22 protein-coding genes and 1 pseudogene are annotated in these 24,438 nt (G+C 62.1%); 13 read left to right on the plus strand and 10 right to left on the minus strand.

The window, feature by feature from the left end:
- Positions 1 to 56: 56 nt before the first annotated feature.
- The 3 genes from D1Y85_RS10045 to D1Y85_RS10055 form a co-directional block, all read right to left on the minus strand.
- Entirely contained in the window at positions 57 to 323 is a 267-nt protein-coding gene (locus D1Y85_RS10045; RefSeq protein WP_124150900.1) for a DUF4148 domain-containing protein, read from the minus strand.
- Between the two features lie 577 nt (positions 324 to 900).
- Positions 901 to 1,167 (minus strand): DUF4148 domain-containing protein, encoded by a 267-nt coding sequence (locus D1Y85_RS10050; protein ID WP_124150901.1) that lies wholly within the window; start codon positions 1,165 to 1,167, stop codon positions 901 to 903.
- 362 nt (positions 1,168 to 1,529) lie between these two features.
- The gene (locus D1Y85_RS10055) at positions 1,530 to 1,730 is read right to left on the minus strand and encodes a hypothetical protein (RefSeq protein ID WP_124150902.1); all 201 of its coding nucleotides are present in this window, start codon (positions 1,728 to 1,730) and stop codon (positions 1,530 to 1,532) included.
- 252 nt (positions 1,731 to 1,982) lie between these two features.
- On the opposite strand from D1Y85_RS10055, the gene D1Y85_RS10060 reads away from it, so the two are divergent.
- Positions 1,983 to 3,407: a YeiH family protein gene (locus D1Y85_RS10060; RefSeq protein WP_124150903.1), complete on the plus strand. Its 1,425-nt coding sequence runs from the start codon at positions 1,983 to 1,985 to the stop codon at positions 3,405 to 3,407.
- Between the two features lie 443 nt (positions 3,408 to 3,850).
- On the opposite strand, the gene D1Y85_RS10070 is transcribed toward D1Y85_RS10060, so the two are convergent.
- Positions 3,851 to 5,203, minus strand: coding sequence for an L-cysteine desulfidase family protein (locus D1Y85_RS10070; RefSeq protein ID WP_124150904.1), 1,353 nt, complete (start codon positions 5,201 to 5,203; stop codon positions 3,851 to 3,853).
- 178 nt (positions 5,204 to 5,381) lie between these two features.
- Positions 5,382 to 6,680 (minus strand): TAXI family TRAP transporter solute-binding subunit, encoded by a 1,299-nt coding sequence (locus D1Y85_RS10075; protein WP_124150905.1) that lies wholly within the window; start codon positions 6,678 to 6,680, stop codon positions 5,382 to 5,384.
- Positions 6,681 to 6,905: 225 nt separating this feature from the next.
- Here D1Y85_RS10075 and D1Y85_RS27515 point away from each other — a divergent pair.
- From D1Y85_RS27515 to D1Y85_RS10120, 9 genes and pseudogenes are all read left to right on the plus strand, one after another.
- Positions 6,906 to 7,129: pseudogene (locus tag D1Y85_RS27515) on the plus strand (integrase core domain-containing protein); the annotation flags it as partial.
- A gap of 298 nt (positions 7,130 to 7,427) precedes the next feature.
- Positions 7,428 to 7,886 carry a glycine zipper domain-containing protein gene (locus D1Y85_RS10085; protein WP_124150907.1) on the plus strand — a complete coding sequence of 153 codons (459 nt, stop codon included), beginning with the start codon at positions 7,428 to 7,430 and terminating at the stop codon, positions 7,884 to 7,886.
- 250 nt (positions 7,887 to 8,136) lie between these two features.
- Entirely contained in the window at positions 8,137 to 8,724 is a 588-nt protein-coding gene (locus D1Y85_RS10090) for a BPSL1445 family SYLF domain-containing lipoprotein (RefSeq protein ID WP_124150908.1), read from the plus strand.
- A 123-nt stretch (positions 8,725 to 8,847) separates the two neighbouring features.
- On the plus strand, positions 8,848 to 9,444 hold the full coding sequence (locus D1Y85_RS10095; protein WP_124150909.1) for a hypothetical protein: 597 nt from the start codon (positions 8,848 to 8,850) through the stop codon (positions 9,442 to 9,444).
- A 132-nt stretch (positions 9,445 to 9,576) separates the two neighbouring features.
- The gene (locus D1Y85_RS10100; RefSeq protein ID WP_124150910.1) at positions 9,577 to 9,963 is read left to right on the plus strand and encodes a response regulator transcription factor; all 387 of its coding nucleotides are present in this window, start codon (positions 9,577 to 9,579) and stop codon (positions 9,961 to 9,963) included.
- Positions 9,964 to 10,156: 193 nt separating this feature from the next.
- Positions 10,157 to 11,428, plus strand: a complete 1,272-nt coding sequence (locus D1Y85_RS10105; RefSeq protein WP_124150911.1) for a paraquat-inducible protein A — start codon at positions 10,157 to 10,159, stop codon at positions 11,426 to 11,428.
- Between the two features lies 1 nt (position 11,429).
- Positions 11,430 to 13,052 carry a PqiB family protein gene (locus D1Y85_RS10110; RefSeq protein ID WP_124151051.1) on the plus strand — a complete coding sequence of 541 codons (1,623 nt, stop codon included), beginning with the start codon at positions 11,430 to 11,432 and terminating at the stop codon, positions 13,050 to 13,052.
- Positions 13,049 to 13,636, plus strand: a complete 588-nt coding sequence (locus D1Y85_RS10115) for a PqiC family protein (protein ID WP_124150912.1) — start codon at positions 13,049 to 13,051, stop codon at positions 13,634 to 13,636. Before D1Y85_RS10110 ends, D1Y85_RS10115 begins: the two co-directional genes overlap by 4 nt.
- 279 nt (positions 13,637 to 13,915) lie before the next feature.
- On the plus strand, positions 13,916 to 15,601 hold the full coding sequence (locus D1Y85_RS10120) for a SulP family inorganic anion transporter (RefSeq protein ID WP_185218946.1): 1,686 nt from the start codon (positions 13,916 to 13,918) through the stop codon (positions 15,599 to 15,601).
- Between the two features lie 25 nt (positions 15,602 to 15,626).
- Here the strand turns inward: D1Y85_RS10120 and D1Y85_RS10125 are convergent, their stop codons facing one another.
- The 3 genes from D1Y85_RS10125 to D1Y85_RS10140 all read right to left on the minus strand — a co-directional run bounded on the left by D1Y85_RS10125 (position 15,627) and on the right by D1Y85_RS10140 (position 19,299).
- Positions 15,627 to 16,559: a DUF2950 domain-containing protein gene (locus tag D1Y85_RS10125; protein ID WP_124150914.1), complete on the minus strand. Its 933-nt coding sequence runs from the start codon at positions 16,557 to 16,559 to the stop codon at positions 15,627 to 15,629.
- A gap of 11 nt (positions 16,560 to 16,570) precedes the next feature.
- Complete coding sequence (locus tag D1Y85_RS10130; RefSeq protein WP_124150915.1) at positions 16,571 to 18,055, minus strand: DUF3300 domain-containing protein; 1,485 nt, start codon at positions 18,053 to 18,055, stop codon at positions 16,571 to 16,573.
- A 1,061-nt stretch (positions 18,056 to 19,116) separates the two neighbouring features.
- Entirely contained in the window at positions 19,117 to 19,299 is a 183-nt protein-coding gene (locus D1Y85_RS10140) for a hypothetical protein (RefSeq protein ID WP_124150917.1), read from the minus strand.
- Positions 19,300 to 19,548: 249 nt separating this feature from the next.
- On the opposite strand from D1Y85_RS10140, the gene D1Y85_RS10145 reads away from it, so the two are divergent.
- Together D1Y85_RS10145 and D1Y85_RS10150 are read left to right on the plus strand one after the other, a co-directional pair.
- Complete coding sequence (locus tag D1Y85_RS10145; RefSeq protein ID WP_185218947.1) at positions 19,549 to 20,676, plus strand: PAS domain-containing sensor histidine kinase; 1,128 nt, start codon at positions 19,549 to 19,551, stop codon at positions 20,674 to 20,676.
- A complete protein-coding gene (locus D1Y85_RS10150) occupies positions 20,673 to 21,326 on the plus strand; it encodes a response regulator transcription factor (RefSeq protein WP_124150919.1) in 654 nt (217 codons plus the stop codon). Before D1Y85_RS10145 ends, D1Y85_RS10150 begins: the two co-directional genes overlap by 4 nt.
- Positions 21,327 to 21,453: 127 nt before the next feature.
- Here the strand turns inward: D1Y85_RS10150 and D1Y85_RS10155 are convergent, their stop codons facing one another.
- Together D1Y85_RS10155 and ppk2 are read right to left on the minus strand one after the other, a co-directional pair.
- Complete coding sequence (locus tag D1Y85_RS10155) at positions 21,454 to 21,714, minus strand: RNA recognition motif domain-containing protein (RefSeq protein ID WP_342773462.1); 261 nt, start codon at positions 21,712 to 21,714, stop codon at positions 21,454 to 21,456.
- A 144-nt stretch (positions 21,715 to 21,858) separates the two neighbouring features.
- Positions 21,859 to 22,686, minus strand: coding sequence for a polyphosphate kinase 2 (gene ppk2 / locus D1Y85_RS10160; RefSeq protein ID WP_124150921.1), 828 nt, complete (start codon positions 22,684 to 22,686; stop codon positions 21,859 to 21,861).
- A 517-nt stretch (positions 22,687 to 23,203) separates the two neighbouring features.
- On the opposite strand from ppk2, the gene D1Y85_RS10165 reads away from it, so the two are divergent.
- Positions 23,204 to 24,430, plus strand: coding sequence for an efflux RND transporter periplasmic adaptor subunit (locus D1Y85_RS10165; RefSeq protein ID WP_246024869.1), 1,227 nt, complete (start codon positions 23,204 to 23,206; stop codon positions 24,428 to 24,430).
- The last annotated feature ends 8 nt before the right edge of the window (positions 24,431 to 24,438 follow it).

The raw sequence follows: 24,438 nt of genomic DNA on the forward strand, positions 1-24,438 counted from the left end.
GGATCACGACCGACAAAACACTCCGGCGACAATCCTCGGCTTTTTAGCCGGACCGCTTACTGTGCAGCGTGGCCTTGCTCCGACGTGCCGCTGGTCACGCCGCCCACGGCGGCGTTTTGCGCGGCGACACGGGCTTCAGCAGCCTGAATGTTCAACGGGTATTCGTTCGGGTTCGAACGCGCCGGGTTGTAGCCGGCCTTTTCGACCTGAACCAGCTGTTCACGAACTTGCGCGCGGGTCAGCGGCTGGTTCGATTGCGCGAACACAGCAACAGGAGCAGCAAGGGTGGCGGCGATAACGACGGCTTGAACGAGCGATTTCATGACTATTACCTCCAGGTTTGTTTTTGTCGGCTGAGAACTGGTTTGTCTGCAGCACTGACGGTAGTGTAGGAGCGCGCGATACTAGGGTAAATACCTAATTTCCGAACTCACTGTTTTCGCTGGGAGAACAATAACGTTCGCGGCCAGTCAGGGCGTCGGCCTCGCGGAGACGGTGTATTGGCTGCGGTCGTGACCTGGCGATACCCGTCTGGAGCGCCCGATTGCACGGCTTCAGCGCGATCACGCAGACGCGCAGGCATGGAATGGGGAAGTTGAATGGCGGCATGGCGCGTGTCGTTTTCACGCCGGTTGCCCGGGATGACTGTGCAGATGGCGGGGCGAGTCCGCCTGAAGTTCAGATGAATCGACCTGCTTATCCGCGAGACTCAACGGACGCCAGTGGTGGTCGGGATGCCCGCGCGCGCACTGTGCAAAGCACACTCGACACGGCTGCGGTGGCCGCAAACGAAACCGGCTCGCCGTCGCGATAAGCCGCGATGGCGAGCCAGCAGGGGAAACCATCGAAACGCCAGGAACGAAGCCCCTGGCGGAAACTGCGGCTTTTCAGCCGGACAGCTTACTTAACAGCGTGGCCCTGCTCCGACGTGCCGCTGGTCACACCGCCCACGGCGGCGTTTTGCGCGGCAACACGGGCTTCAGCGGCCTGAATGTTCGCCGGGTAGTCGTTGGGGTTCGCATGCGACGGGTTGTAACCGGCCTTTTCGATCTGAACCAGCTCTTCACGGACTTGCGCGCGGGTCACCGGCTGGGCCGATTGAGCGAACACAGCGACAGGAGCAGCAAGGGTGGCAGCGATAACGACAGCTTGAACGAGCGATTTCATGACTATTACCTCCAGATTTATTTTGTCGGCTGAGAGCTGATATGTCTGCAGCACTGACAGCAGTGTAGGAGGCCGAGATACTAGGGTAAATACCTAATTTGCGAATTCACTGTTGTCGCTGCCTTAACAATGGCAACGAGATCCTGCCGAAACCCGCGAATTTTTGCAGCGATCGGTAACATCGGAGCGGAGAGGCGAATAAACCGGCCGACGGGGCTGACGCGACCGGCAACAGTCCGCCGTGTGTGTGGGCGTGCCACCGAATCCAGAGCCGGTCAGGGGACGCAACCTGGCGCGGGAAGCGCCCCTGCAGCGCGGCGGAACGGCTTGCCGATCCGGACAGCGCCACCCGTGTCACAGCATCAGAGCGCGCCCTTCAGGCAATCCTCGGCACGCCATCCGTACAGCCATTGGAGCGAATCGTAGAACTGCTCGCGCGTGCTGCCGATGCCGTTCGGCGGAGCCGGAGCGGTGTCGATGTACTGGCGCGCCGACGCCGTGAGCCGGAATGCGGTGACGCTGGCGCTCGATTGTCTGCGTGCCTGCGCGGAACCGTGAGCCACGGGGCATGGTCCGGCCCACACTTACTAGCGATGGCGACCTGCTGTGGCCCGACATGCGGATTGCTCTCAGGCATCCGCTTACATGGATCTGGCGCTAATACCTTGCGGTCATATCGATAGAGCGAAAGATCGTTTCGTTTTGCATTAGGCCATACCTATACTTCGCCGCACCGGCGTGGACTTTAACCATAAATCAGCTCGCCATTGCGATGACATGGAGCGTCGGGACTCCTTAACTTTGCACGCTAGCCTATGACTACCCATCAAACCTTGCCGGCCGACGCGACGCCGGCTGAAGCCCCGTCGCAGCGCGCCGAGCGCGGCGGGCTCTTTTCCAATGAAGACTGGTGGGCCGTGTGGATCGGCCTCGCGGTAATCGTCGTTGCGTGGGGCCTGTTTAGTAGCGGTCACAGCATCAAATGGCTCGCGGTGGCACCCGCGAAATGGTCGTCGCTCGCGCAGACCGGCGCCGACTTCTCGCATCATCTGCCGAACTATGCCGCGCTATTCGTCGTGCTTGCGGGGCTGTTCAGCATCAGCATCGTCGCGCTGCGCCAGCGGATCGCCCACTTCTTGCCCGCGTTTTTCATCCTCTTCGTCGCGTCCGGCGTGATTTTCACGCTCGGCGCGTGGACCGGCGCGGCAAAGTACAACCTCGAACCGCCGCTCGTCGCGCTCGCGGTCGGGCTCGTGATTTCGAACGTGTTTCGCCTGCCCGAGTGGTTCGCGGCAGGACTGCGCGTTGAGTTCTACGTGAAGGTGGGGATCGTGCTGCTCGGCGCGACGCTGCCGTTTACGCTGATCGCATGGGCCGGGCCCGTTGCGGTCGCGCAGGCGGGCATCGTATCGCTCGTGACGTTTTCCGTGATCTTTTTCACCGCGCGTGCATTCCCGCTCGATCCGCGCTTTGCCGCGGTGCTCGGTGTCGGCGGCGCGGTGTGCGGCGTATCGGCGGCGATCGCGGTGGCTGGTGCGGTTCGCGCGAAACGCGAGCAGGCGTCCGTCGCCATTACGCTCGTCGTGGTGTGGGCCATCGTGACGCTCTTCGTGTTGCCGTTTGCGGCTCGCGAGCTCGGGCTTTCGACAGGGGTTGCCGGCGCGTGGATCGGCACGTCGGAGTTCGCGGACGCTGCAGGCATCGCCGCCGCGCAGGCTTATGGCGATCTTGCGAAACAGGCCGCCGGCGCAATCGCCGGTGCACCGGATGCATCGGTGCAGGCGTTCACGTTGATGAAAGTGGTGGGACGTGACATCTGGATTGGCATCTGGGCATTCGTGCTCGCGGTGATCGCAACTACTCGCTGGGATCGCACCAGCGACGGCGTGAAGTCGAAGGCTGACGCACGCGAAATCTGGGCACGCTTTCCGAAGTTCGTGATCGGCTTTCTGATCGCATCGGCGTTGGTCACGTGGATCGCCAGCCACTATTCGCTCGCCGACTACCGCAAGATCGTTACACCCGAGTTCGTCGCGCCGATTACGGCGTTGCGCGTTTGGGCGTTCACGCTGTGCTTCTTGAGCATCGGGCTGACGACACGGCTGCGTTCGCTTTCCGCGACTGGCGTAAAGCCGTTTCTAGCGTTCACCGTGGGTGTGGCCGTGAACATCGCGATCGGCTACGTGCTCTCGGCGCACGTGTTCGCACCTTACTGGAATAGCCTTGGACAGGGAACGTGATGCCTGGCATCGGCTTGCTAACACGGCTGCGGACGCTGGCAGCAACGCCCGTTCCTCAACCGTGCGACCAGGCGGCATGCGCACGCTGTCGCCATCGCGACAATGAGCGCGGCACGCTCGAGCGTCGGATACCCGGGCTCGTCGTGTTCAGTTCGGGTTATGGCGCCAGCGCGGCCGAAAGCCGGTTGTGCCGGCTGCATGACCGGCTGACCGCTCCCGGCGACAGTTGTGCGGAGTTTTCTCCGCGCGACTGAGCCGCGGGCAGCAATCAGGCGTGGCAGCAAGGGAAGCGTGAAATCGGCTCGGTCACGCTGAACGCGAGACAAACGTCCTTTAAGGCGCTACGGCGCGCAGCCCAACCTGGGCCACGCGCAGCCGCTGTAAAGCTATGCCGCGCGGGCGCTCCCACGCCCGCGCGAACTCATCTGGCGTCAGGTAACCGCTCAAGCCACGACTTCTGCGTCGTTCACGTCGCGTTCCTTCGTCGACGTCCGCCTCGCTTCGCCACCGGACACGCGCAACGGCTTTTGCCACATCATGTCGATGATGGCGACATCGGTATGCTTCATCGGCTGGGTCACCAGTTGGCACAAGTTATTGATTGTGTCCTCAACGTCCTCGCAGACAATTCCATCACCCGATCCTGCACGGATGCGTTGTCTGGCGAGCAGAACGGACCGGAAGGCGCTGGTGGTGGCTGTCGAAACCTTCATTGCACAGGTGTTGGATGCGCCATCGCAAATGATCCCGCTGATATCGCCGACCATGTTCGACACCGCGCGTTCCAGCACCCCGAAATCCCTCGCGAACAACCAGCTCATCCCCGCCGCGGCGCCCATGGCGGCCGTAGTCACGGCGCAAAGTGCCGACAGGCGGGTATAGCGGGCATGAATGGAGATCGCCACGAGGTGTGAGAGCGCGAGTGAGCGCGCCAGCGCCTCGTCGTCAACCTGGAGGTGCTGCGCGACGGTGACGACCGGCATCGTCGCGGCAATGCCCTGATTGCCCGAACCAAAGTTCGTCATCGCGGGAAGCGTAGCGCCGCCCATGCGGGCATCCGACGCACTGGTCGTATTGATCACGATCCGGTTGAGCAGATCGTCCTGCATCAGACCCTGCGAGATGGCGTCTTGCAGCGTTCCGCCTACGTTGAGGCCATAGCGCACGCGCCGTCCTTCGGCGGAGAGTGCACTGTTGATTTTCGCGGCCTCGAGCATGAATGCGATGTCTTCGAAGTCGACTGAATCCGCAAACTCAAAAGCGTCCCGCAGGGTAAAGTCGGGCAGCCGGTTGTCATTGCTGTGCGAGGGTCGTGCGGGGCGATCGATCTCGACGCGATCGTTGACACACAGGTACGTGATTTGGGTGTGTCCGCCACTCACAACAACCCTGCACTGATCGTTTCCGCCTTTCAGCGTGAGATCGACATGGAGGAATTCGGGTGTTTCCTTCTGCTCGATAGTGACGCGGCCTTCGTTCACCATCATGCGGGCGTCGGCGACGTGCTGAGGCTCGATGCTGCGGAACACTTCCAGGCCCGCGAGCGGATCTCCGCCGATTGCGCCCACTGCGGCCGCCAGCTCCACGCCGCACGAATGGGTGCCGGGGAGGGTGACACCCATCGCGTTCTTGTAAAGGTTCCGGGACACGTGGCCCGTGATCGCCGTAACGGGTTCGCTCAGATGTTGTGCCGCTGCAGCTGCCGCGAATGCGATGGCTACCGGTTCGGTACACCCCAGTGCCGGCGACACCTCTTTTTTTAACCACTGAATCAGTACTTGCGCGTCCATTGCCATACTTTTGCTCGTCAAGCGGAAAAGTATATGCCTCGGCACGGAGATATTTCTTCCATATTCCGCTTCATTCAAGTCGTGTTATGGAATTTTTTCTCTGTCAAACGACCGCATGGTAGTCGGGTGACCGGTTCAACAGGGTGTGGGTGTTCTATCTCGACGACAACGGCGGCGCGTGCCGCTATCCCTTGACTCTCTGCGCGACAAGCGCAATCCGGTCCCGCACGACACCGATTGCCTGCTTGAGGGCATACACGTCCTCAAAATATTTATACGGGATCCGAATCTGGCTCGCGTTGGCGTCGATGTTTTCGATCTCGTCGCGCCATTGCGCAATCTGTGAGCGGGTCGGATCGCTGCTGCTCCACACTTCATCTTCCAGTGCCTTGATCTCGCGATACCAGACCACGAGGCGCCTTTTCATCCGCGCTTCGAGCAGGCGCGGCAACGCCTGGATCAATCCGATCAGAAGCGCCGCGAACGGCACGAGGATCAACAGCCGTCGTTCGATAAGACTAGCGAGCCAGAACGGCAGATTGCGGTACAGGAACGGCTGGCCGGATTTGAAGTAGCGAATGCTTTCGTCGGCGATCGGGAATTCTTGCGAGTTCAGGTTCGGAAACGTGCCGAACGGTGTGAAGTAATCTTCGCCACTGTGGACGGAGCGGGCCGCCTCGAGCAGCAGGTAGACGAGCGCCGGGTGCATCGTGTCTTTCGATACGAGCAGCGCCGTTGCCGCCAGCAACGTGACGTCGGCGCGCGGCAGATCTTCAGCGACATTCGTCGAGGCGCGCGGCAAAACGATTTTTACGAGCGACGGGATTTTCTGGGTCAGCGCATCGGCCTGCGCGAAACTCATCAGCTTCAGATTGCTGTTCAGCAGCGTCTTCTGCATGCTGGCGTCGGGTCTGCCGATGAAAAAAGCGGCGTCGATCTGGCCGCTTTCGAGCCCTTGATAGGCCGTAGGGGCATCCATTTGCAGCAGTGTGGCGTTCTCGCTCGTGATGCCGCTATGGCCGAGCAAATCCTGCGCGACGTTCAGCAGGCCACTGCCGGGCACGCCAATCGAAATCTTCTTGCCGCGTAGTTGCGATAGCCGGTCGACCGTCGTGTCGCCGCGATAGAACACCCAGATCGGTTCATACGACACGGCAGCAATTAACTGCAGATTGTCGGTCTCTTTCGGACGGGTGGTGCCCGACTGGATGAAACCGACCTGGTAGACGCTGTTCGGGTCGCTCAGCCGCTCATAATTTTCCACCGAGCCGGAAGAACTGCGGATATCGAGTTTAATGCCCGCGCGCTTCAGGATCGGCGCATAGCGATCCGCAAATCCGCGATAGATGCCGTTGTCCGCGCCGCTCGTCATGACGATGGTGCGCTGGAACGCGGGTTCGACCACGAGCCCCATCCCCCAGCCAGAAGCGGCGACCAGAACGATTACGCCAATGACCAGCAGGCGCCGCTTCGCCCGGGTCATCGGCGGTTTCTGGACGCGCTGCAGTACTGGATTACGTCTGGGCATCGTTGCTCACGCCTCCAGGTTTTGCCGCATTCAGGATCGCGGCACATCGTGATCCAGTGCGGTAGCGATCGTTAAGATACCAACGAATAGCATTTTCCGGCGGCGCAATTTCTTTAACGAGCCAGGTTGCGGGTTGAAGCCGGGTCTGCAGATTTCGCGGGATAGCGTGTCATCGACCCGAAGCCGCCCACGGCGCCCGTATGCACCCCGCAGCGCAATACAGTGGCCGAAAGCTTCATGAAGATAGTGAAGGGTAAATGCGTCGCTTTTATGCCGGCACCTGACGTTCGCAATCTCGCCATCGCATTAACACACTACAACAAACGGCACCCACACCGCGCACTGAAAACATGCGCTCGCCGCGCGACTTCCGACGCACGACCGGATCATCAACCGCAATGTGAGGTTGTGCCCGGAATTACGGGAGAAAATCCAGGGGCACAGCGCGAGGCGCATGCATTCGGGTCAATGCTTTCCACAGTCGTGGTGCGCAACAAGTACGACTTTGGTCCGATTGCTCCACCCAGAGAGGCCGCCATACGCTAGGGATCGGGCTGATGTCTCGCGGGCCGCGCACGGCAGACCGTCGCAGCGGGACACGTGGGTACGCGCGGGCGGGCCATGCCGCGAGCGCCGCTTTACCCGTCAGATCACGATTCGTTCTACCTGGCATTATGCCGAGGAGGCATTGTGGGCAAGTCGATGAAACGCCACATCCGTGTACTGGTTGTCGCGGGACTGTTGCCTGCCAGCCTGGTGAGCGCGGGGCCGATCGTCTACCCGGCGAAGGGCCAGAGCGCTCAGCAACAGCACAAGGATGAGGGTTCGTGTTACGCATGGGCAAAGAACAATACCGGTATCGATCCGACGCAGGTGTCGACAGCGCCTCCGCCTTCCGGTCCTGCTGTCGGCGGTGGTGAGCGGGTCGGCGGTGCTGCGCGTGGCGCGGCGGGCGGCGCGGTCATCGGCGCAATCGGGGGCGATGCGGGCAAGGGCGCGGCAGTCGGCGCGGTAGCCGGGACGATGGTCGGCGGCGCCCGTGCACGTCAGAATCGACGCAACCAGGAAGCCAACGCTCAAGCCCAGACGCAAGGCGCAATGGACACCTTCAATCGTGCCTACGCCGCATGCATGCAAGGGCGTGGCTACACGGTCAACTAAGCGGGTGCCATCGAGCCGTCGGATGGCGCAGACGAAGCGTCGTTTCCACCGCGCTTGCCGCGGAGGCGGGCGAGTTCGTGCTGTGCAGTTCGCCGGGCGGCAGTAATCGGCAATAACTAGGACCAAGGTCCGATAGAAGCTTTAGTTTTCATTTGACATCATGCAATCACCGTATAGGCGGCGTTACCAGCCGATCCGGTAACCGGCGAACACGTTGCGGGTGGCCTTTGAAGCCAATCGGAGGACGATAATGAAGCGAAGGACTTTTGTGCTTAGGGCTGCTGTGTTGCCCGCTGCGGTGAGCTGGGCCATTTCGGGTTGCAGCACGACAACGAGCAGTGGCCAGAGCGAACAAACGAGCGCGTCGAAGCGCCAGGAAATCGACGCCGCCGTGGACGGCGTGATGTCGAGGTTGTACGCGACGGTGCCCGGTTCGCAAGAGCTGGTTTCCAAGGCGCGCGGCGTGCTGGTGTTCCCTTCCGTCGTCAAGGCTGCGTTCATCGTCGGCGGCGCGTATGGGCAAGGTTCGTTGCGCGTTGGCGGTCAGACCGTCGGCTATTACAGTACCGCAGCGGCGTCATTCGGATTCCAGGCGGGCGCGCAGTCGACTGCGATCATCTTCCTGTTCATGACGGAGGATGCGCTCGCGAACTTCCGCAATTCGGCGGGCTGGTCGGTCGGCGGCGATGTGCAGGTTTCGATCGTGAAAGTAGGCGCAAACGGCATGATCGACACGCGAACTGCGACGGCACCGGTGAGCGCGATCGTGATGACCAACACCGGGTTGATGGCGGACGCCTCGCTGTCAGGCACCAAGGTCACGAAGCTGGATCTGTAAAACGCGAGTGCGGTGTATTCGACGCGGTGGCGTGTATCGATCGAGGCATGCGTCGCCGCGTATGGCGAGTAGCGGCGTGTAGCGTTCCGACGCGCGCGCCCCCTTGTTGAAACGGAGAGATCAATGCCGAAGCTAAAACTGCTCGCAGCCGCCGTGATCGTAGGCGTCGCGCAGCTTGCATGCGCACAGGCTCAGGCCCAGACGAACGCGACTGTGGCGAAAGCGCCGGGCAAGGTCGCCGCCGCTGGCGTGCACAAGGTGACGGCGGAGGTGCTGAGCGTCGATCCGGCAACGCGCACCGTCAGGCTCAAGCGTGAAGACGGCGAGACGTTTGAAATTCAGGTCGGTGACGAGGCTCGCAATTTCGATCAGATCCGGGTTGGCGACAAGGTCACCGCAACTTATCACGAGGCCCTCACGTTGAGCCTCAAGAAGGGCGGAGGCGAAGCGGCTTCGGTCTCGGAGACGCCGTCGATGGAGCGCGCGCCAAAGGGCGGGAAGCCGGGCGGGACGATCGGGCGCGAGGTACGGATCGTGGCGGACGTCGTGGCCGTCAACGAGAAGACGAAGACAGTTACGCTCAAGGGGCCCGAGGGTAACACGGTTGACCTGCTCGTCGAGGATCCCGCGCAGTTGGCGAACGTCAAGACGGGCGATCAGGTCGAGGCCGTGTTCACGGAGGCGCTGGCCATATCTGTCAAGCCAGCTCACGCGAAGTAACCACGTGTGGAGTACCTGCGTGCAATGTGCGCGCAGGCACAGCAGCGTCCATACCTGTAGCCGTGGATCGCCAGGCGTTGATGGCTCGGGAACGACCAATGCCCGGACCGGCTTTTCGGCCTGGTGGATCAAATGAGCGCTTCGAGGCAATCAGTGGCGATCGTGGACGACGAAGAATCCGTTGGGCGTGCGATCCGCCGTTTATTGAAGTCCGCAGGCATCGATGCCGTTGCTTTCGCGAGCGGCGAGGCCTTTTTGAAGGCGTTGCATACGACGCCTCCGTACGAGCCGGCGTGCGTGATCCTCGATTTCCAGATGCCCGGGTTGACCGGCCTCGACGTGCAACAGCGCCTTTCAGGCTCCGGTCTGCCGGTCATCATCATCACGGCTCACGATGAACCGCGCGTGCGCGAGCAGGCGCGTGCAGGGGGCGCGCTGGCGTACCTGTGCAAGCCGTTCGACGAACTGGACCTCATCGACGCCGTACGCTCCGTGCTCGACGGGGATCCTGACGCTTGAGCCGGTATGCCGCCATGAAATCGCCTTCCGCTCAACTGCCGCGCGCCGTTCTGCTGGAGAGGCGGGCAACCTTCCCTCGCCGGGCGCCGGAATTCGAAGCACGGGTCGCCGATGTCGACGCGGCCGATGGCGGAACCTGCGCACGACGCGATGCCGGGCCGTACGCCGGCCCGCCGGCACGGGAGCATTCCAGATGAAGCATGCCGGCTTGCTTCTATGTCACGACTGCGATCTGCTGCAACGGCGCATGCCCTGTCCGCATGGCGGCGTACTGCGCTGCGTGCGTTGCGGCGCCGAACTCGAACGCGATCATTCCGATAGCGGGCGACGTTCACTGGCACTCGCATCGGGTGCGCTCGTGCTCTTCGTCATCTCCAACATCTATCCGATCGTGGGCCTTGCGGTCAACGGCAATATCGTCGAGGCGACGCTGTGGGGTTCGGTCAAGGTCCTGTACCGCGATGGCATGTGGCCGATCGCCGGACTGGTGTTCGTCACGACGATCCTGATGCCGGCGACCCAGATCGTCGCGTTGCTGTGGCTGCTCGTGCCGCTCGAGTTCAGGCGCAAGCCGTGGAGCGCGAGCATCGTCTTTCGCCTGATGGGCATCGCGCGGTCGTGGGGAATGACCGAAGTGCTGATCCTCGGGCTGCTGGTCGCGCTCGTCAAGCTCGCGCACATCGCAACGGTTGTGACGGGCGTCGCGCTGTGGTCCTTTGGCGCGCTGATGGTGGTGCTCGCCGGCACCGGCGCGGCGCTCGACGTGCCCGCCCTCTGGCATCGCATCGCGCCCGTGTCGTCCTCGGCGACACCCCACGCTGCACGTCTCGCAGCGCCGCCGCGCGGTCTCACGGGCGCCGCGTGCGGCATTGCGTTGTGCCCTTGCTGCGAGCTCCTCGTGCGTATGCCGCCGCATGCAGACGCGGTAGCGTGTCCGCGCTGCGAGACCGCGCTGCATCTGCGCAAGCCCGCGAGCCTGTCGCGCACGTGGGCGTTTCTCGTGGCGTCGGTGGTGCTTTACATCCCGGCGAATGTGCTGCCGGTGATGGACACGAGCTCGCTCTTCGGGACGCAAAAAGACACGATCCTGAGCGGCGTGGTGTACCTGTGGGTGTCCGGTTCATGGCCGCTCGCCGTAGTCGTGTTCATCGCGAGCATTGCGGTGCCGATGTTGAAGATTCTCAGTCTTGCGTATCTGGCGTGGACGGCACAGCGCGCCTCGACGTGGCTGCCCAGCGAACGCGCGCGAATTTACCGGATGGTCGAACTGGTTGGCCGCTGGTCGATGCTCGACATCTATGTCGTCACGATGCTGGTCGCACTGGTGCAGTTCAATGCGCTCGCGATGATCAAGGCGGGGCCCGCGGCAATCGCCTTCGGGGCCGTCGTGGTCCTGACGATGTTCGCCGCAGAGGCGTTCGACCCGCGCCTCATCTGGGACCCTGTGGAGGTCGAGCATGCCTGATATGCCTGATCCCGGCCCTGACGACGCGTTGCCCGATCTCCCGCAAGCGAAGCCGGTCCCGGGTTCGCGCTGGCGCATGCAGATTGTCTGGCTGGTGCCGATCGTCGCGCTGCTGATCGGCGGCTGGCTCGCCGTGAAGGCGATTCTCGAAGAGGGGCCGACCGTCACGATCAGTTTTCGCACCGGTGAAGGGCTGGAGGCCGGCAAGACGAAGATCAAGTTCAAGGACGTCGACATCGGCATCGTGAAGTCGGTCACGCTGTCACCCGATCACAAGCGCGTGATCGCCACCGGAGAACTCGTGAAGGACGCGACGAGCATGCTCGTCGATAACACGCGTTTCTGGGTCGTGCGCCCACGGATTTCCGGCGGCACGGTTTCGGGCCTCGGCACGCTGCTTTCGGGCTCCTACGTCGGCATGGACGCGGGCAATTCGACAAAGGCTCGCCACGATTTCGTCGGCCTCGAAGTGCCGCCGGTATTTCCGAGCGACATACCCGGCCGCGAATTCGTGCTCAAGAGCGCGAACATGGGGTCGCTCGACGTCGGTTCGCCGGTGTTCTTCCGTCGTTTGCAGGTCGGTCAGGTTTACTCGTACGAGCTGGATCCGAACGGGCGGGGCGTGACATTGCACGTGTTCGTGAACGCGCCATACGATCGCTTCGTACGCAGCGACACGCGCTTCTGGCATGCGAGCGGGCTGGACGTGTCGCTCAGCGCGGAGGGCGTGCAGATCAATACGCAATCGTTCGTTTCGCTGCTTATCGGCGGAATAGCATTCGAGACGCCGGAGACCGACCGCAATATGCCCGAGGTCGTCGATAAAACACCGTTCGACCTGTACGCTACGCGCGCGGAGGCGATGAGGGTGCATGACCGCATCGTCGATACCTACGTCGTGAACTTCGTTGATTCGGTGCGCGGACTGACCGTCGGCGCGCCGGTCGATTTCCGCGGTGTCCAGGTCGGCGAGGTGACGCGCATCTTTACGCGCTTCGATCCGGTGAAGCGTCAGTTCAGCATTCCGGTCGAGATCAACCTGTATCCGGAGCGCTTCACGTCGCGCTTTCAGAACGGCCCGCAGGCGGGCGGACGCCTTGCGTCGTCGCCGCACGAGCTTGGCGACTTCCTGGTCGCCAGCGGCTTCCGGTTCCAGTTGCGCACGGGCAACGTGCTCACGGGGCAACTGTATGTCGCTTTCGATATTTTCCCGGATGCTCCGAAGGCGAAGATCGACTGGTCGAAATCGCCGCCGGAACTGCCGGCGGCCCCGCGCACGCTCCAGTCGCTGCAGGAGTCGCTAACACGCCTTCTTGCGAAGCTCAACGGCATTCCGTTCCAGCAGATCGGCACGCAGGCGCAACAAACGCTGCAGAATACGAACGAAGTGATTTCGCGGTTCGGCACCGACGTCGTGCCTGAGGTGCAAGGCACGCTGTCGTCGGCGCGCTCGGCGCTCGATTCGGCGAATTCCGCCTTGCAGCCCGAGTCGCAACTGCAGCAGAACACCAGCGACGCCATGCGCGAACTGGCCCGTACTGCCGCATCGGTGCGCAACCTCACGGACTATCTGGAGCGGCATCCGGAGGCGGTGGTGCGCGGCAAGCCAGGAGAGAAACAATGACCCGCGCAACCGTGCTCGCCGTCTGCCTGATCGCGCTCTTCGCCATCGCGGGCTGCCGCTCGCCTTCGCCGACGTATTACGTCATGCACGGCGATGCGCAGCGTGCCGATCCGCCTGTGCCCGCGACGATGACCGTGGTCGTGAGTCCCGTTACCGTGCCCGACGTCGTGGACCGTCCGCAGATCGTCACGCGCACCGCCGACAACAGGATCGAGCTGAACGAGTACGAGCGCTGGGCGGAGCCGCTGAAGACGGACATCGCCCGCGTGATCGCCGCCGACCTTGCGCAGCGCCTTACCACAGCGCGTGTGTCGTTGTACGATCTGGGCGCAGGCGCTCCGCCGGAGTGGCGCGTGCGAGTGGACATCATGAGTATCGACAGCGTGCCTGGCGACGCCGTGACGATCGACGCGCAGTGGGCCGTGCGCCCACCGGCCAGTGGCACCACAGTGGTGGGGAAAACCGTGGCACGCGAACCGGTTGACGGAAAGGACTATGGCGCGCTGGTGGCGGCTCATGAGCGCGCGCTTGGCGTGATCAGCACGGATATCGCCGCGGCCATTCGCGCCGGTCAGGCGCATTGAGCACCTTAGTGGGACCGTTGTCGCGGTTCGCAAAGGGATGCACTGATCCGGTCATGCAGCAGCCCACTGCGAGAACGACAAGTTCGGAGCAGATCACCTGCTGTCTTATTTCGGAAACCTGATCTATTCTGGGCATTAACATCCACCCAATCCAGTCGCCCGCCTGGGTCTCTCCCGGCGCTACTCATTCCGCTCATGCAACCCGACAAATCTGATCTCCACGGCAGGCATCCCTCAAACACGATGCACCGATGGTTGCGTTGGCTACCAGGCCTCATCATGTTGAGGGAGTACCGCTTAAGCTGGTTATCGAAAGATGTGGCGGCCGGGCTGGTCTTGACCACCATGCTGGTGCCAGTGGGCATCGCCTACGCCGAGGCGTCCGGCGTACCCGGTGTCTACGGCCTCTACGCGACTATCATTCCGCTGCTGGCCTATGCCGTGTTCGGACCCAGCCGGATTCTTGTCCTCGGACCCGACTCAGCCCTTGCGGCGCCGATTCTGGCCGTCGTCATTTCGACTGCCGGCAGCGATCCCGCGCGCGCGATCGGGGTCGCCAGCATGATGGCCGTCGTTTCCGGCGCGTTCTGCATCCTGATGGGATTGTTGCGTCTCGGCTTCGTGACCGAATTGCTCTCGAAGCCCATTCGATATGGCTACATGAATGGCATTGCCATCGCCGTTCTGATCAGCCAGTTGCCCAAGCTGTTCGCCGTTTCCATTGAAAAGGCAGGTCCGCTGAGGGACCTGCTGAATCTGGGCACGGCTATCGCCGATGGGAAATCCAACTGGTACAGCGTGGCGGTTGGTGTGGCAACGCTTGTGCTAATCCTCTTCCTCAAACGCTTCGAAAAGGTACCGGGCATTCTGATAGCTGTTGTGCTCGCAACCCTGTGCGTCAGCGTGTTTCACCTCGATTCCCACGGTGTCAAAGTGCTCGGCAAGATTCCACAGGGGCTGCCGTCTTTTGCCGTGCCCTGGGCAAGCGACGTCGATCTGGTCAAGATCGTCCTCGGCGGATGCGCCGTCGCGCTGATATCTTTCGCGGACACCAGCGTGTTGTCGCGCACCTTCGCGGCCCGTTTCCGTACGCGGGTCGATCCCAACCAGGAAATGGTGGGCCTCGGTGCGGCCAATCTCGCGGCAGGATTCTTTCACGGGTTCCCGATCAGCAGCAGTTCGTCGCGCACGCCGGTCGCGGAAGCGGCGGGCGCCCAGACACAGATGACGGGCGTCGTGGGCGCGCTGGCCGTGGCGGTACTGTTGCTCGCCGCACCGAATCTGATGCGATACCTGCCCAACAGCGCGCTCGCCGCCGTGGTCATCGCGGCCGCTATCGGTCTGTTCGAAATTACCGACCTCAAGCGGATTTATCGCATCCAGCAATGGGAATTCTGGCTTGCCATGGTGTGCTTCGCCGGTGTCGCGGTCTTCGGTGCGATTCCCGGCATTGGCATCGCGGTGGTCCTCGCGGTCATCGAATTCTTGTGGGATGGCTGGCGGCCTCATTACGCCATTCTCGGCCGCGTGGAAGATCTGCGCGGATACCACGACATCGAGCGCTATCCGCACGCTGCGAGGATTCCGGGGCTTCTGCTGTTTCGCTGGGACGCGCCGCTGTTTTTCGCCAATGCGGAGTTATTTCAGGAGCGCCTGCTGGAAGCGGTCGACGAATCTCCAACGCCTGTGCGCAGGATCGTGGTGGCCGCCGAACCTGTGACCAGCGTGGACGTCACGTCTGCCGACATGCTGCGTGAACTTGTTCGAGTGCTGGAGGACCGCGGCATCGCGTTGCATTTCGCCGAGATGAAGGACCCCGTCCGCGACAAGCTCAAGCGTTTCGAACTGATGCCGTTGATCGGCGGCGAGCGGTTTCATCCGACCGTGAGCAGCGCGGTGGACGACTATCGCGGCAAAGCGGACCGCGATCCGCAAGCGGGTCATTCCGATCGGGCCCGCTCCTGAAGCGATGGCGATGCTGTGCGCGCCACTACGGGGCGACTTGTGTGTCTTGCACCTTCGCCCAGCCAGGACCAGGATCGAATGACTTCATCGCCTCGGCCTTGGCTGCGCCATCGGGCCCGAGGTCGCGCTCAAACACCTGGCCTGCGTGGCTCACCATGAAGCTCTTGATGCCGGTGTCGCCATATTTGACCGGCCATGCAACGACGGCGAAGCCGCCGAACAACTGGCCGCGGACCAGGTAGTCGTATGCGCCACCCGGGGCGTGCGGTCCTTGCGCGGTCAGCAACTTGTAGTGGTAGCCGTAGTAGCCGTTGGTCGATTCGCCGCGCTTGACTGCGGTGACGAACGCTTCACCGAGCGGGCTCGGTTCTTCGTTCTCCCCCGTAGGCCAGTAAAGTCCGTCGTGCTTTCCAGGCGTACTGGCAAGGCGGCGCGCATAGACGTACATATCGCTACCGTCGTGGTAGGACGAGGCGTATTCACGCTGCGCGTCGTAGACCGCGAGCATCGTCTGGATCACCGCGAGTTCGTTGCGGCCGATGCGCCGTACCTGCATTTCCCTGGCGCCTGCCGCCATGTCGAAATGCCAGCCTTCGGCGTTCTTGACGATCGGAATAGGGAACGTCCAGCCGTCGTCGCCAACGGCGATACGCGCGCGGTTCTCGCCAGCGGCCTGGATCGCATGCGATTTCTGCCACTGGGCGAGGAACGTCTCTCTGATTTGCGCGCCAACTGGCGGTAAAAGCTTCCGGAAGTCGGCGCCAAACAGTTTCTTCAGTTTCGCTTCGTTGTTGCCGGCGACCGCGTTACCGAACGCGTTCATTGCCGCTTCGGGCGAGGCGAACGAGGCCTGTGCCGTAGCGGCGAACGACTGCGCGGGAGCGATTGTGAGCGCCACCGTCAACGCCGCCGTGACCGCAAGGCTGATGGCAGGGCGAAGCCGCGATAGTCCTTTCATGAAAGTTCTCCCTAGCGTCTGCCACCACCACCACCACGGCCACCGCCACCGCCTGCGCGCATGCCGCCACCACCGCCGCCGCCGCCGCGATTGAAACCCGAGGACTGCAGGCTCGCACTGCCACGGCTGGCATCGCGTTGCGAGGCACCTCCACCGCCGACGCCCTGAAAAGCACTGTCGCGGCCCCCGCCAGCGTAGCCACCGCGTCCGCCAGGGCCGCCTGCGCCTCCCGCTCCGCCCACGCCACCGGGTCTGCCCGCGTTGCCTACTCCGCCGGGGCCACCAGCACCACCGGCGCCACCCACACCACCGGGTCTGCCCGCGTTTCCGACACCTCCCGCTCCACCTGGGCCTCCCGGTCTGCCTGCGTTGCCAACGCCTCCAGCACCGCCTGGACCTCCCGGTCTACCTGCACCGCCCACGCCACCAGCTCCGCCTGGGCCTCCCGGTCTGCCTGCACCGCCCACACCACCGGCTCCGCCTGGGCCTCCTGGTCTGCCTGCACCGCCCACGCCGCCTGCGCCTCCCGGTCCACCCGCGCCGCCCGTGCGGCCACGAAAGTCGCTACGTGCATCGCGGCCTGGCACGTCACGCGAAAACTTGTCGCGTGTGGCGTTGTCGCGATACGAGACACCCTGGCGATGGCCGGGGTCGTGCTGCCACTTGCCGCCCTGGACTTTGGTGCTGTCGAAGTTACGATTGACGTTTCGGGCCTTGTTCACGTTGATGTTGACATCGCCGCCGCCCCAGTTGCAGTTGCCGAATATCGCGCCCGCCGCTGCGAGTCCGACGCCCCATGCGAAGCCCGTCGCCAGCGCGGCGCCAGGATAGTACGCAGGAGGCGGGGGCCAATAGGTCGGTGGATAGGCCGGGTAGCTCCAGGCACCGTAAACCACAGTTGGGTTGTAGGCTGGAACGTAAATCACCTGGGGGTTGGTGGGTTCGATGCGCACGACTGTCTGGCCGCCTTGTTGCGGGGGCTGCTCGACGATCACCTGCTGCTGTTCATTCGACTTCAGGTTCCCGGCCTCCTGTGCGCGGCCTCGCAGCCGCTGCACAGCGGCCAGCACGTCTTTCTCCTGGGCAAGGAAGGCGTCGCCGAGTTTCTGCGTCCAGTCTATTTTTTCGTTCATCGGCTCCAGAATCTGAGGGAAGGCAACCAGAGATTTCACGCTGGTGTCCCACGTCTGGTCCTGCACGGCCTTGATCGCGTCATCGCCCTTGACGTTCGGGTGTTCCTTGACCCAGCGCGCGGCCTGGACGATCTCCAGCGGATAGGTCGAAGCCATCAGGACTTGCGCGAGCACCGAGTCGGGGTAGAGCGCGATCGGCGCGACGAGCGCCTCGATCTCCTCGGGTTTGTAGGCTGCGGGCTGCGCCTGGTTTTGTGCGGGCGGCGCCTGATCTTGCGCGAACGCGGCACATGACACCGCGCTCAACAACACGAGCAATAGCAGTCGGATTGCGCCGGAGATTCGTTCAGTCCACCCAGTCATGGCCACTCCTCCCATTGCCCAGCCGAACCAGCCGATGTGCGGATTACGACACGACGCAGCCGACGACAACCAGCGCGGTGTCCCACGAGCAGGCCATCTCAGGCATGCCGGGGTCAGCGGTGGTTCACAGGCCTTCGCCGCGCAAAATGAGGCAGCCAGGAAGGCTATCGCCCCATATTTGCAGTCACGTGCAGCGGGAGCAATCGGACCAGAGTCCTATTGACTATTCGTGCCAGTGTGTAGCGAATGAATAGCGCTCGCGCGTACGAATTGCACAGGGTGACGTCTTATTTCGGATGGTGATCTGCCATTGTTTTTTAATTCCATCGAGTTGCTTTTTTTGAAGCAGATCGCATAAAGCGCGCGTTTACGCGCGTTTAAAATATTGTAGTGGCCACGTAAACTAACTGAGGTCGTACGAAGCGCACACGCGTTGCAGCCCCCATTGATCGAGGTGAAATTCATGATCCTGTCTCGGGCGTGGCGACGGCTATTGCCGACGATGCTCGCTGTTTCATCGATCGGCATTGTGCCGGCTCATGGGCAAACTAGCTCGCCGGGCATGAAACATATGCAGGATGTGCAACGCAAGGCGGAGCAGAAGGCGAGGGCGAATAAGCATCCGCCCGCCCATTCCGCGCAGCACAAGGAGGCCGGTAGCGGCGTACCGGCTTCGTCGCCGTGACGGCGCAACCCATGACTGGCGCGAGAACGCATGTTTGCTAGCCAATCGCGCAGATTGATTATCACCGAGGCAATTTTCACCCTGCACGCGTGAGATCGACCCCAAATACGGAATGTGAGTTTGCAAATATTATTCGAACCGTTTTCGCGCTGACGCCCCTGCGCGATGTATGCACGTTACACACGAAAAGCGAGAATGAATGCGTAACGTGTATTACATATAGGTTGGAAAGAATGACCTAGAATCCGGATAGCGCTTTAAAGAAAGCAGACCTTTTTCCTGATAATTAACGTGTGCTTTCTCGACATACCGTTCACACGTTCAATCAGGGATACGGTGAGACACTGGTTTCAGTTGCGCATACCCAGCACATGTTTCAATACTTCAGAATGTCACGTTCGAGCCACAGTTTTTCCGGGTAATCAAATAGCAGACGCCGTTGGTTGCCGTAGTTCGTCGCGCTTGTGAACACATAACGTATGTCGCCGTTTCCAGGCAGGTAAACAAGATCTCGCGCGTCTTTGCGCATGGTGTTCGCGTCAGGCTGCATGGCGTTCAATCAGCGATGCTCGATTCTGCAGCGATGTCGCAATTCCATGGCTGGATTGCGCGTTCGGAGGCCACCATGTATGGCGAGAACGTGGGAACCCGGAAACGGCCGTTTCGGCTAACAGGTCCGGTACACAGCAGAGAGAATTTGCTTCCGTGGCTTGTCTGGGTAACAGGCCACATTGCTCATCTGGCATCGTTCATCAAGGTATCGTCGGAGCCACGCGCGAGGCGCGGTGTCGAATGTGCGGCGCCACAAGTGCTTCGCAGCATGATCGACGTGGTGCCGTCCGCTGCGCTGGCGGTCGACGCCAAAGGCCGCATAGTCTGCTCGAACGCGCGAGCCGCGCTGCTCTTCGGATATGCCTCCACGGACATGACCGGAATGCTGGTCGACGTCCTTGTGCATCCGTCGCAGGACAAGGAGGGCGTCGCGCCGATCGGCAGGTCGTGGGTGACGTGCGCCGCCGCAGGCAGCACGAAGCGTGCGGCCATCGTGCGCAAAAAGGAAGGCGAACAGGGCGACGTGCAGGTAACGAGCTCAGTCTCGTTTGCAGTCGATAACGCACGCTACGCGGTGGTCGTCATCGAACCTGCTCACGATGACGCCATGAGCGCAACCGAGCCCGTATTTCGAAGCGACGGTCCGGCACGTCGTCATCGCGAACAGGATTGTGATGTGGGCGACAAGGCGGCGGCACTCGCGCATGAGGTCGATCAGCCGCTTACCGCCATTCTCAGCAACGCTCAGGCCGCGCGGCGGTTCCTGGCAATCGAGCCGCTCAACAAGAGCGAATTGTTCGAGTTGCTCGGAGAAATCGTGTCAGATAGCGCTCGCGCGCACGCCATCGTCCGCAAGATGCGGAAGTTCGGAAAACGCGAGCAGACCGAGATGGGCACGATCGACATGAGTCGTCTCGTGCGCGATGTTATGCAACTTTTGCACCGCAGGGCCACGGAGTGCGACGTGTCGCTGAGTTCGCACATCGAGAACGGGTTGCCGTTGCTGCATGGCGATGCTGTCCAGTTGCAGCAGGTACTCGTCAATCTGATCATCAATGCGTTCGATGCCGTGCTGGACAGCGTCAGCGACGACCGCGAGGTCTTCGTCCACGTCTGTCCGATGGCGGGCGTCAGCGGCGTGCACATCGCGGTACGCGACCGCGGTATGGGCGTTAGCGACGAACAGTTAGCGATCCTGTTCAAGCCATTCTCGACATCGAAGCCGGACGGAATGGGCCTTGGACTGTCCATCAGCCGTATCATCGTCACGGTGCACGGCGGGCGCCTGTGGGCCGAGCGCAATGCTGACCGTGGCATGACGTTTCATATCGAGCTGCCTGCGGAGGGCGCGACCATGAATACTGCCGTGCGAGAGCGACCATGAATACACCCACATCCGTTGTGTTCATCGTCGACGACGATGAGTCGATACGCAGGGCGTTCGGTCGCCTGCTCGGTTCGGCGGGCTATACCGTTCAGACGTTCGGTTGTGCTGGCGAGTTTCTCGATCACGCGGATCTCACCAGCGCGCCTGCCTGTCTCCTGCTCGACCTGAAGCTGCCCGACCTGAGCGGCATTGCATTGCAGCAGCGGTTGCTCAGCAGCATTCCGATTATCTTTGTGTCCGGTCACGGTGGAATAGGCACCGCCATCGCGGCGATGAAGGCCGGCGCGACGGATTTTCTGTTGAAGCCAGTGGACGAAAACCTTTTGCTCGAAGCGACTGATCGTGCGCTGGCGCTCGCGCAGCAATGGTTCGAGCAGCGCGCGCAACAGGCTGAAATCCAGCGTCGCGTCAACCAGTTGACCCCGCGTGAGCGTGAAGTGATGGCGCTGGTTGTCGCCGGGCGGCCGAACAAGCTCGTGGCGGATGCGCTAGGCGCCGCGGAGAAGACGATCAAGATTCACCGGGCGCGCGTGATGGAGAAAATGCGGGCCGAATCGCTCGCGGAACTCGTTCGTCTCGCCGAACGAGCCGAGCTGGGAAATTCCCCCGTTACGATGCCCGCGCGCACGGTCGCGCGCCATTCGTGAGTCGCACGAAAGACGTTTGAGAACAGGTTAAACGCTATACGGCAGGCGACGCAGGTGGCCTTTTTATGGCCGCCTGCGCGCGTATACGTCCTGGAATATTTGCGCGCCGCTTCCGGACCCGAACCGCTCAGTCGTCGCGTCTCGGCGGCACGACCTGGACGACGATCGTGCGGTTTTTCCAGTAAAGGTTGTGAATTCGCGGCTGGAGCATCCGCAGCGCCTCGATATCGACATTCTCAAAGGTCAGGACCACGGCGGGACGTTCGCCGGACCCGGGCATGTACTGGATTGCGTCGAACGGCGGAAATCCATATCTGCCGAGGAACTCACTGAGCTCTTCCGATGACACGTCGGCCTCGACATTTCCAATCCACAGATCGGCCATCATTGTCCTCCGCATTGGCTTTGCCTCGAACACGCCCGGATTTCGGCGTCACCGTCATTTTGCAGCGTTCCGCGTGATCTCACCTGCGGCCTGGCACGCCACGTTGCGGTTACGCGTTTGTTTTCCCGTTCGGGATGTGCGGGGCAGCTAGAAAGCCTCCGGCACGTATTTATACGGGTATTCCGGCTCCACATAGCCCGACGCCTTCTGTCGCTTCGGCAACACCACCTTGGAGCGCGGCACGCTCTCATAGGGAACCGTATTGAGCAGGTGGGTGATGATGTTGAGCCGTGCACGCCGTTTGTCGTTGGAACGCGCGACATGCCATGGCGAGAAGTCGAGGTCGGTCTTCGCGAACATCTCGTCGCGAGCCCTCGAATAGTCGTGCCAGCGGCTGTACGAATCGAGGTCCATCTGCGACAGCTTCCAGGTTTTGCGCTCATCGTGGATGCGGCCTTCGAGTCGGCGGGTCTGCTCCTCGGGGCTCACTTCGAGCCAGTATTTGATCAGGATGACGCCCGACGCGATGATTGCTTTCTCCACCAACGGCACGGCCGCCAGGAATTCGTCCGCCTGCTTCTGGGTGCAAAACCCCATGACGCGTTCGACACCCGCGCGGTTGTACCAGCTCCGGTCGAATATGACGACCTCGCCGGCTGCCGGCAGGTGGGGAACATAGCGCTGAATATACATCTGGCTCTTTTCGCGCTCGGTGGGGGCCGGCAGCGCGACGATCCGGAACACGCGCGGACTCACGCGCTCGGTGATCGCCTTGATCGTTCCACCCTTGCCCGCGCCGTCGCGCCCCTCGAACACGATGCAGATCTTCGCGCCGCTTTTGACGACCCACTGCTGCATCTTGACCAGTTCGACGTGAAGCCGCTCCAACTCCTTCAAATAGTCCTTGTTGCTCATCTTTGCTTCGGCCTTTTCCTCGGACTTCGCTTCCCGGTTTTTTGCATGATTTGAGGACATGGCTTCACTCCCAGGAAGAAAACCTTGCGCCGTGGTAAGGCATCGCGGTCAATGTCCGCGCCGACTATTCCTGAAAGCATGAACTGCAGGTCAACGAGGGCACCATAAGACCTTGGTCCTATTGAGCAGCGCAGCCGGTTTCTTACACAGTGCTCGTGCGTCTGGCGAGGTGCCTGCTCGACCGCCAGCTAGGACCAAAGTCCGATTGTTGCCGGCATGGGGCATCGCCATACTGGCCTTCATCGAATCAGCGACAGGTCTGCTGCGCAGTGCCATTTCTGCGCGAGCAGGCATGACCCGGTGGGTACGTTCAAGCAGTCGGAGCCCCGTCCCTTCAAGCAGCGCGCGTTGGACCGGAAGCTGTCGTGTTCACCGGTCCATGCCGGGTCGAAGGCGGGCCTTACGAGATCACCCTGAGGCAATGATGGCGCGCGCGTGCATGCATGATAAGCAGCCGCTGCAATGGCGAACGGCACAGGCATCGGTATGCCGGTCCTTCCCGAAAGGCGTGCTCTCAATGGCCTTTGCCATTGCACTTCTGGGTCTGTTCGCGGGTTGCAGCAAGAAGGAGCCGGTCGCAGCCACCCCGCCGATAGAGGTCACCGTGACGACGGTGGAGCCGCACGATACCCCCGTTGATTTCGAGTTCACCGCGCAGACCGAAAGCTCGCGCGAAGTTGAGATACGCGCTCGCGTCGACGGTTTCCTCGACCGGCGCATGTATGTGGAAGGGCAGTTGGTCAAGGCAGGGCAGGTCATGTTCCTGATGGACCCCAAGCCTTTCGAAGCGGCGTTGAGAACCGCTCAGGGACAATTGGCCCAGCAGCAGGCACGTCTCGAAGTGGCGAAGGCAAACCTCGCGCGCGTGCAACCATTGGCGGCAGAAAACGCGTTGAGCAAGAAGGACCTCGACGATGCGGTCGGCAACGAAAAGCAGGCGCGGGCCGCCGTGATCGCCGCGCAGGGCGAGGTCGACACGGCGCAGCTCAATCTCAGCTATACGACGATCAAGTCGCCTTTGAACGGACTGTCGAGCTTCGCGCGACAACAGGACGGCAGCTACGTCACCTCCACGCAGAATGGGCTGCTGACCTACGTCTATCAACTGGACCCGATGTGGGCCAACTTCAGCATTTCCGAAAACCAGCAACTGCGATACCGGGATCAGATTTCGGCGGGGCAGTTGCGGTTTCCGGCGAACAATGCGTTTTCGGTGTCGCTTCAGCTTGCCGACGGCTCGATCTACAAGGGACGCGGCGCGATAGACTTCGCCAATCCCGCGTTCAACACCGAAACGGGCACATTTCTCGTGCGGGCGGTCTTCGCGAATCCGGATGGCTCGCTGCGTCCTGGCCAGTTCGTGCGCGCCCGCGTCTCGGGCGCCATCCGCCCCAACGCCATACTCGTGCCGCAACGCGCCGTTCTTCAGGGCGCGAAAAGTCACTTTGTCTGGGTCGTGGACAAGGATGGCAAGGCGCGTCAGCGCGTGGTCGAGGTGGGCGAATGGCACGGTGACGACTGGTTCATCATCGATGGCCTGAAAAACGGCGAACGGGTCGTCGTCGATGGCGCGATACGCGTCGTGGCCGATACGCCCCTCAAGATCGTCGCGAGCCCGCCGCAGGCCGAGCCGGGCGGGTCACAGGCTCAGACCAATGAGGAATCCGGTGCGTCCGGGCCGCCCGCGGCGCCGCCGTTAAATCGCCCTGCGGGCGGCGAGGCGGCATCGGCCGCCGCCAACTGAAGGGCGGT

The organism is Paraburkholderia dinghuensis, assembly GCF_003837865.1.
Classification (GTDB): domain Bacteria; phylum Pseudomonadota; class Gammaproteobacteria; order Burkholderiales; family Burkholderiaceae; genus Paraburkholderia; species Paraburkholderia dinghuensis.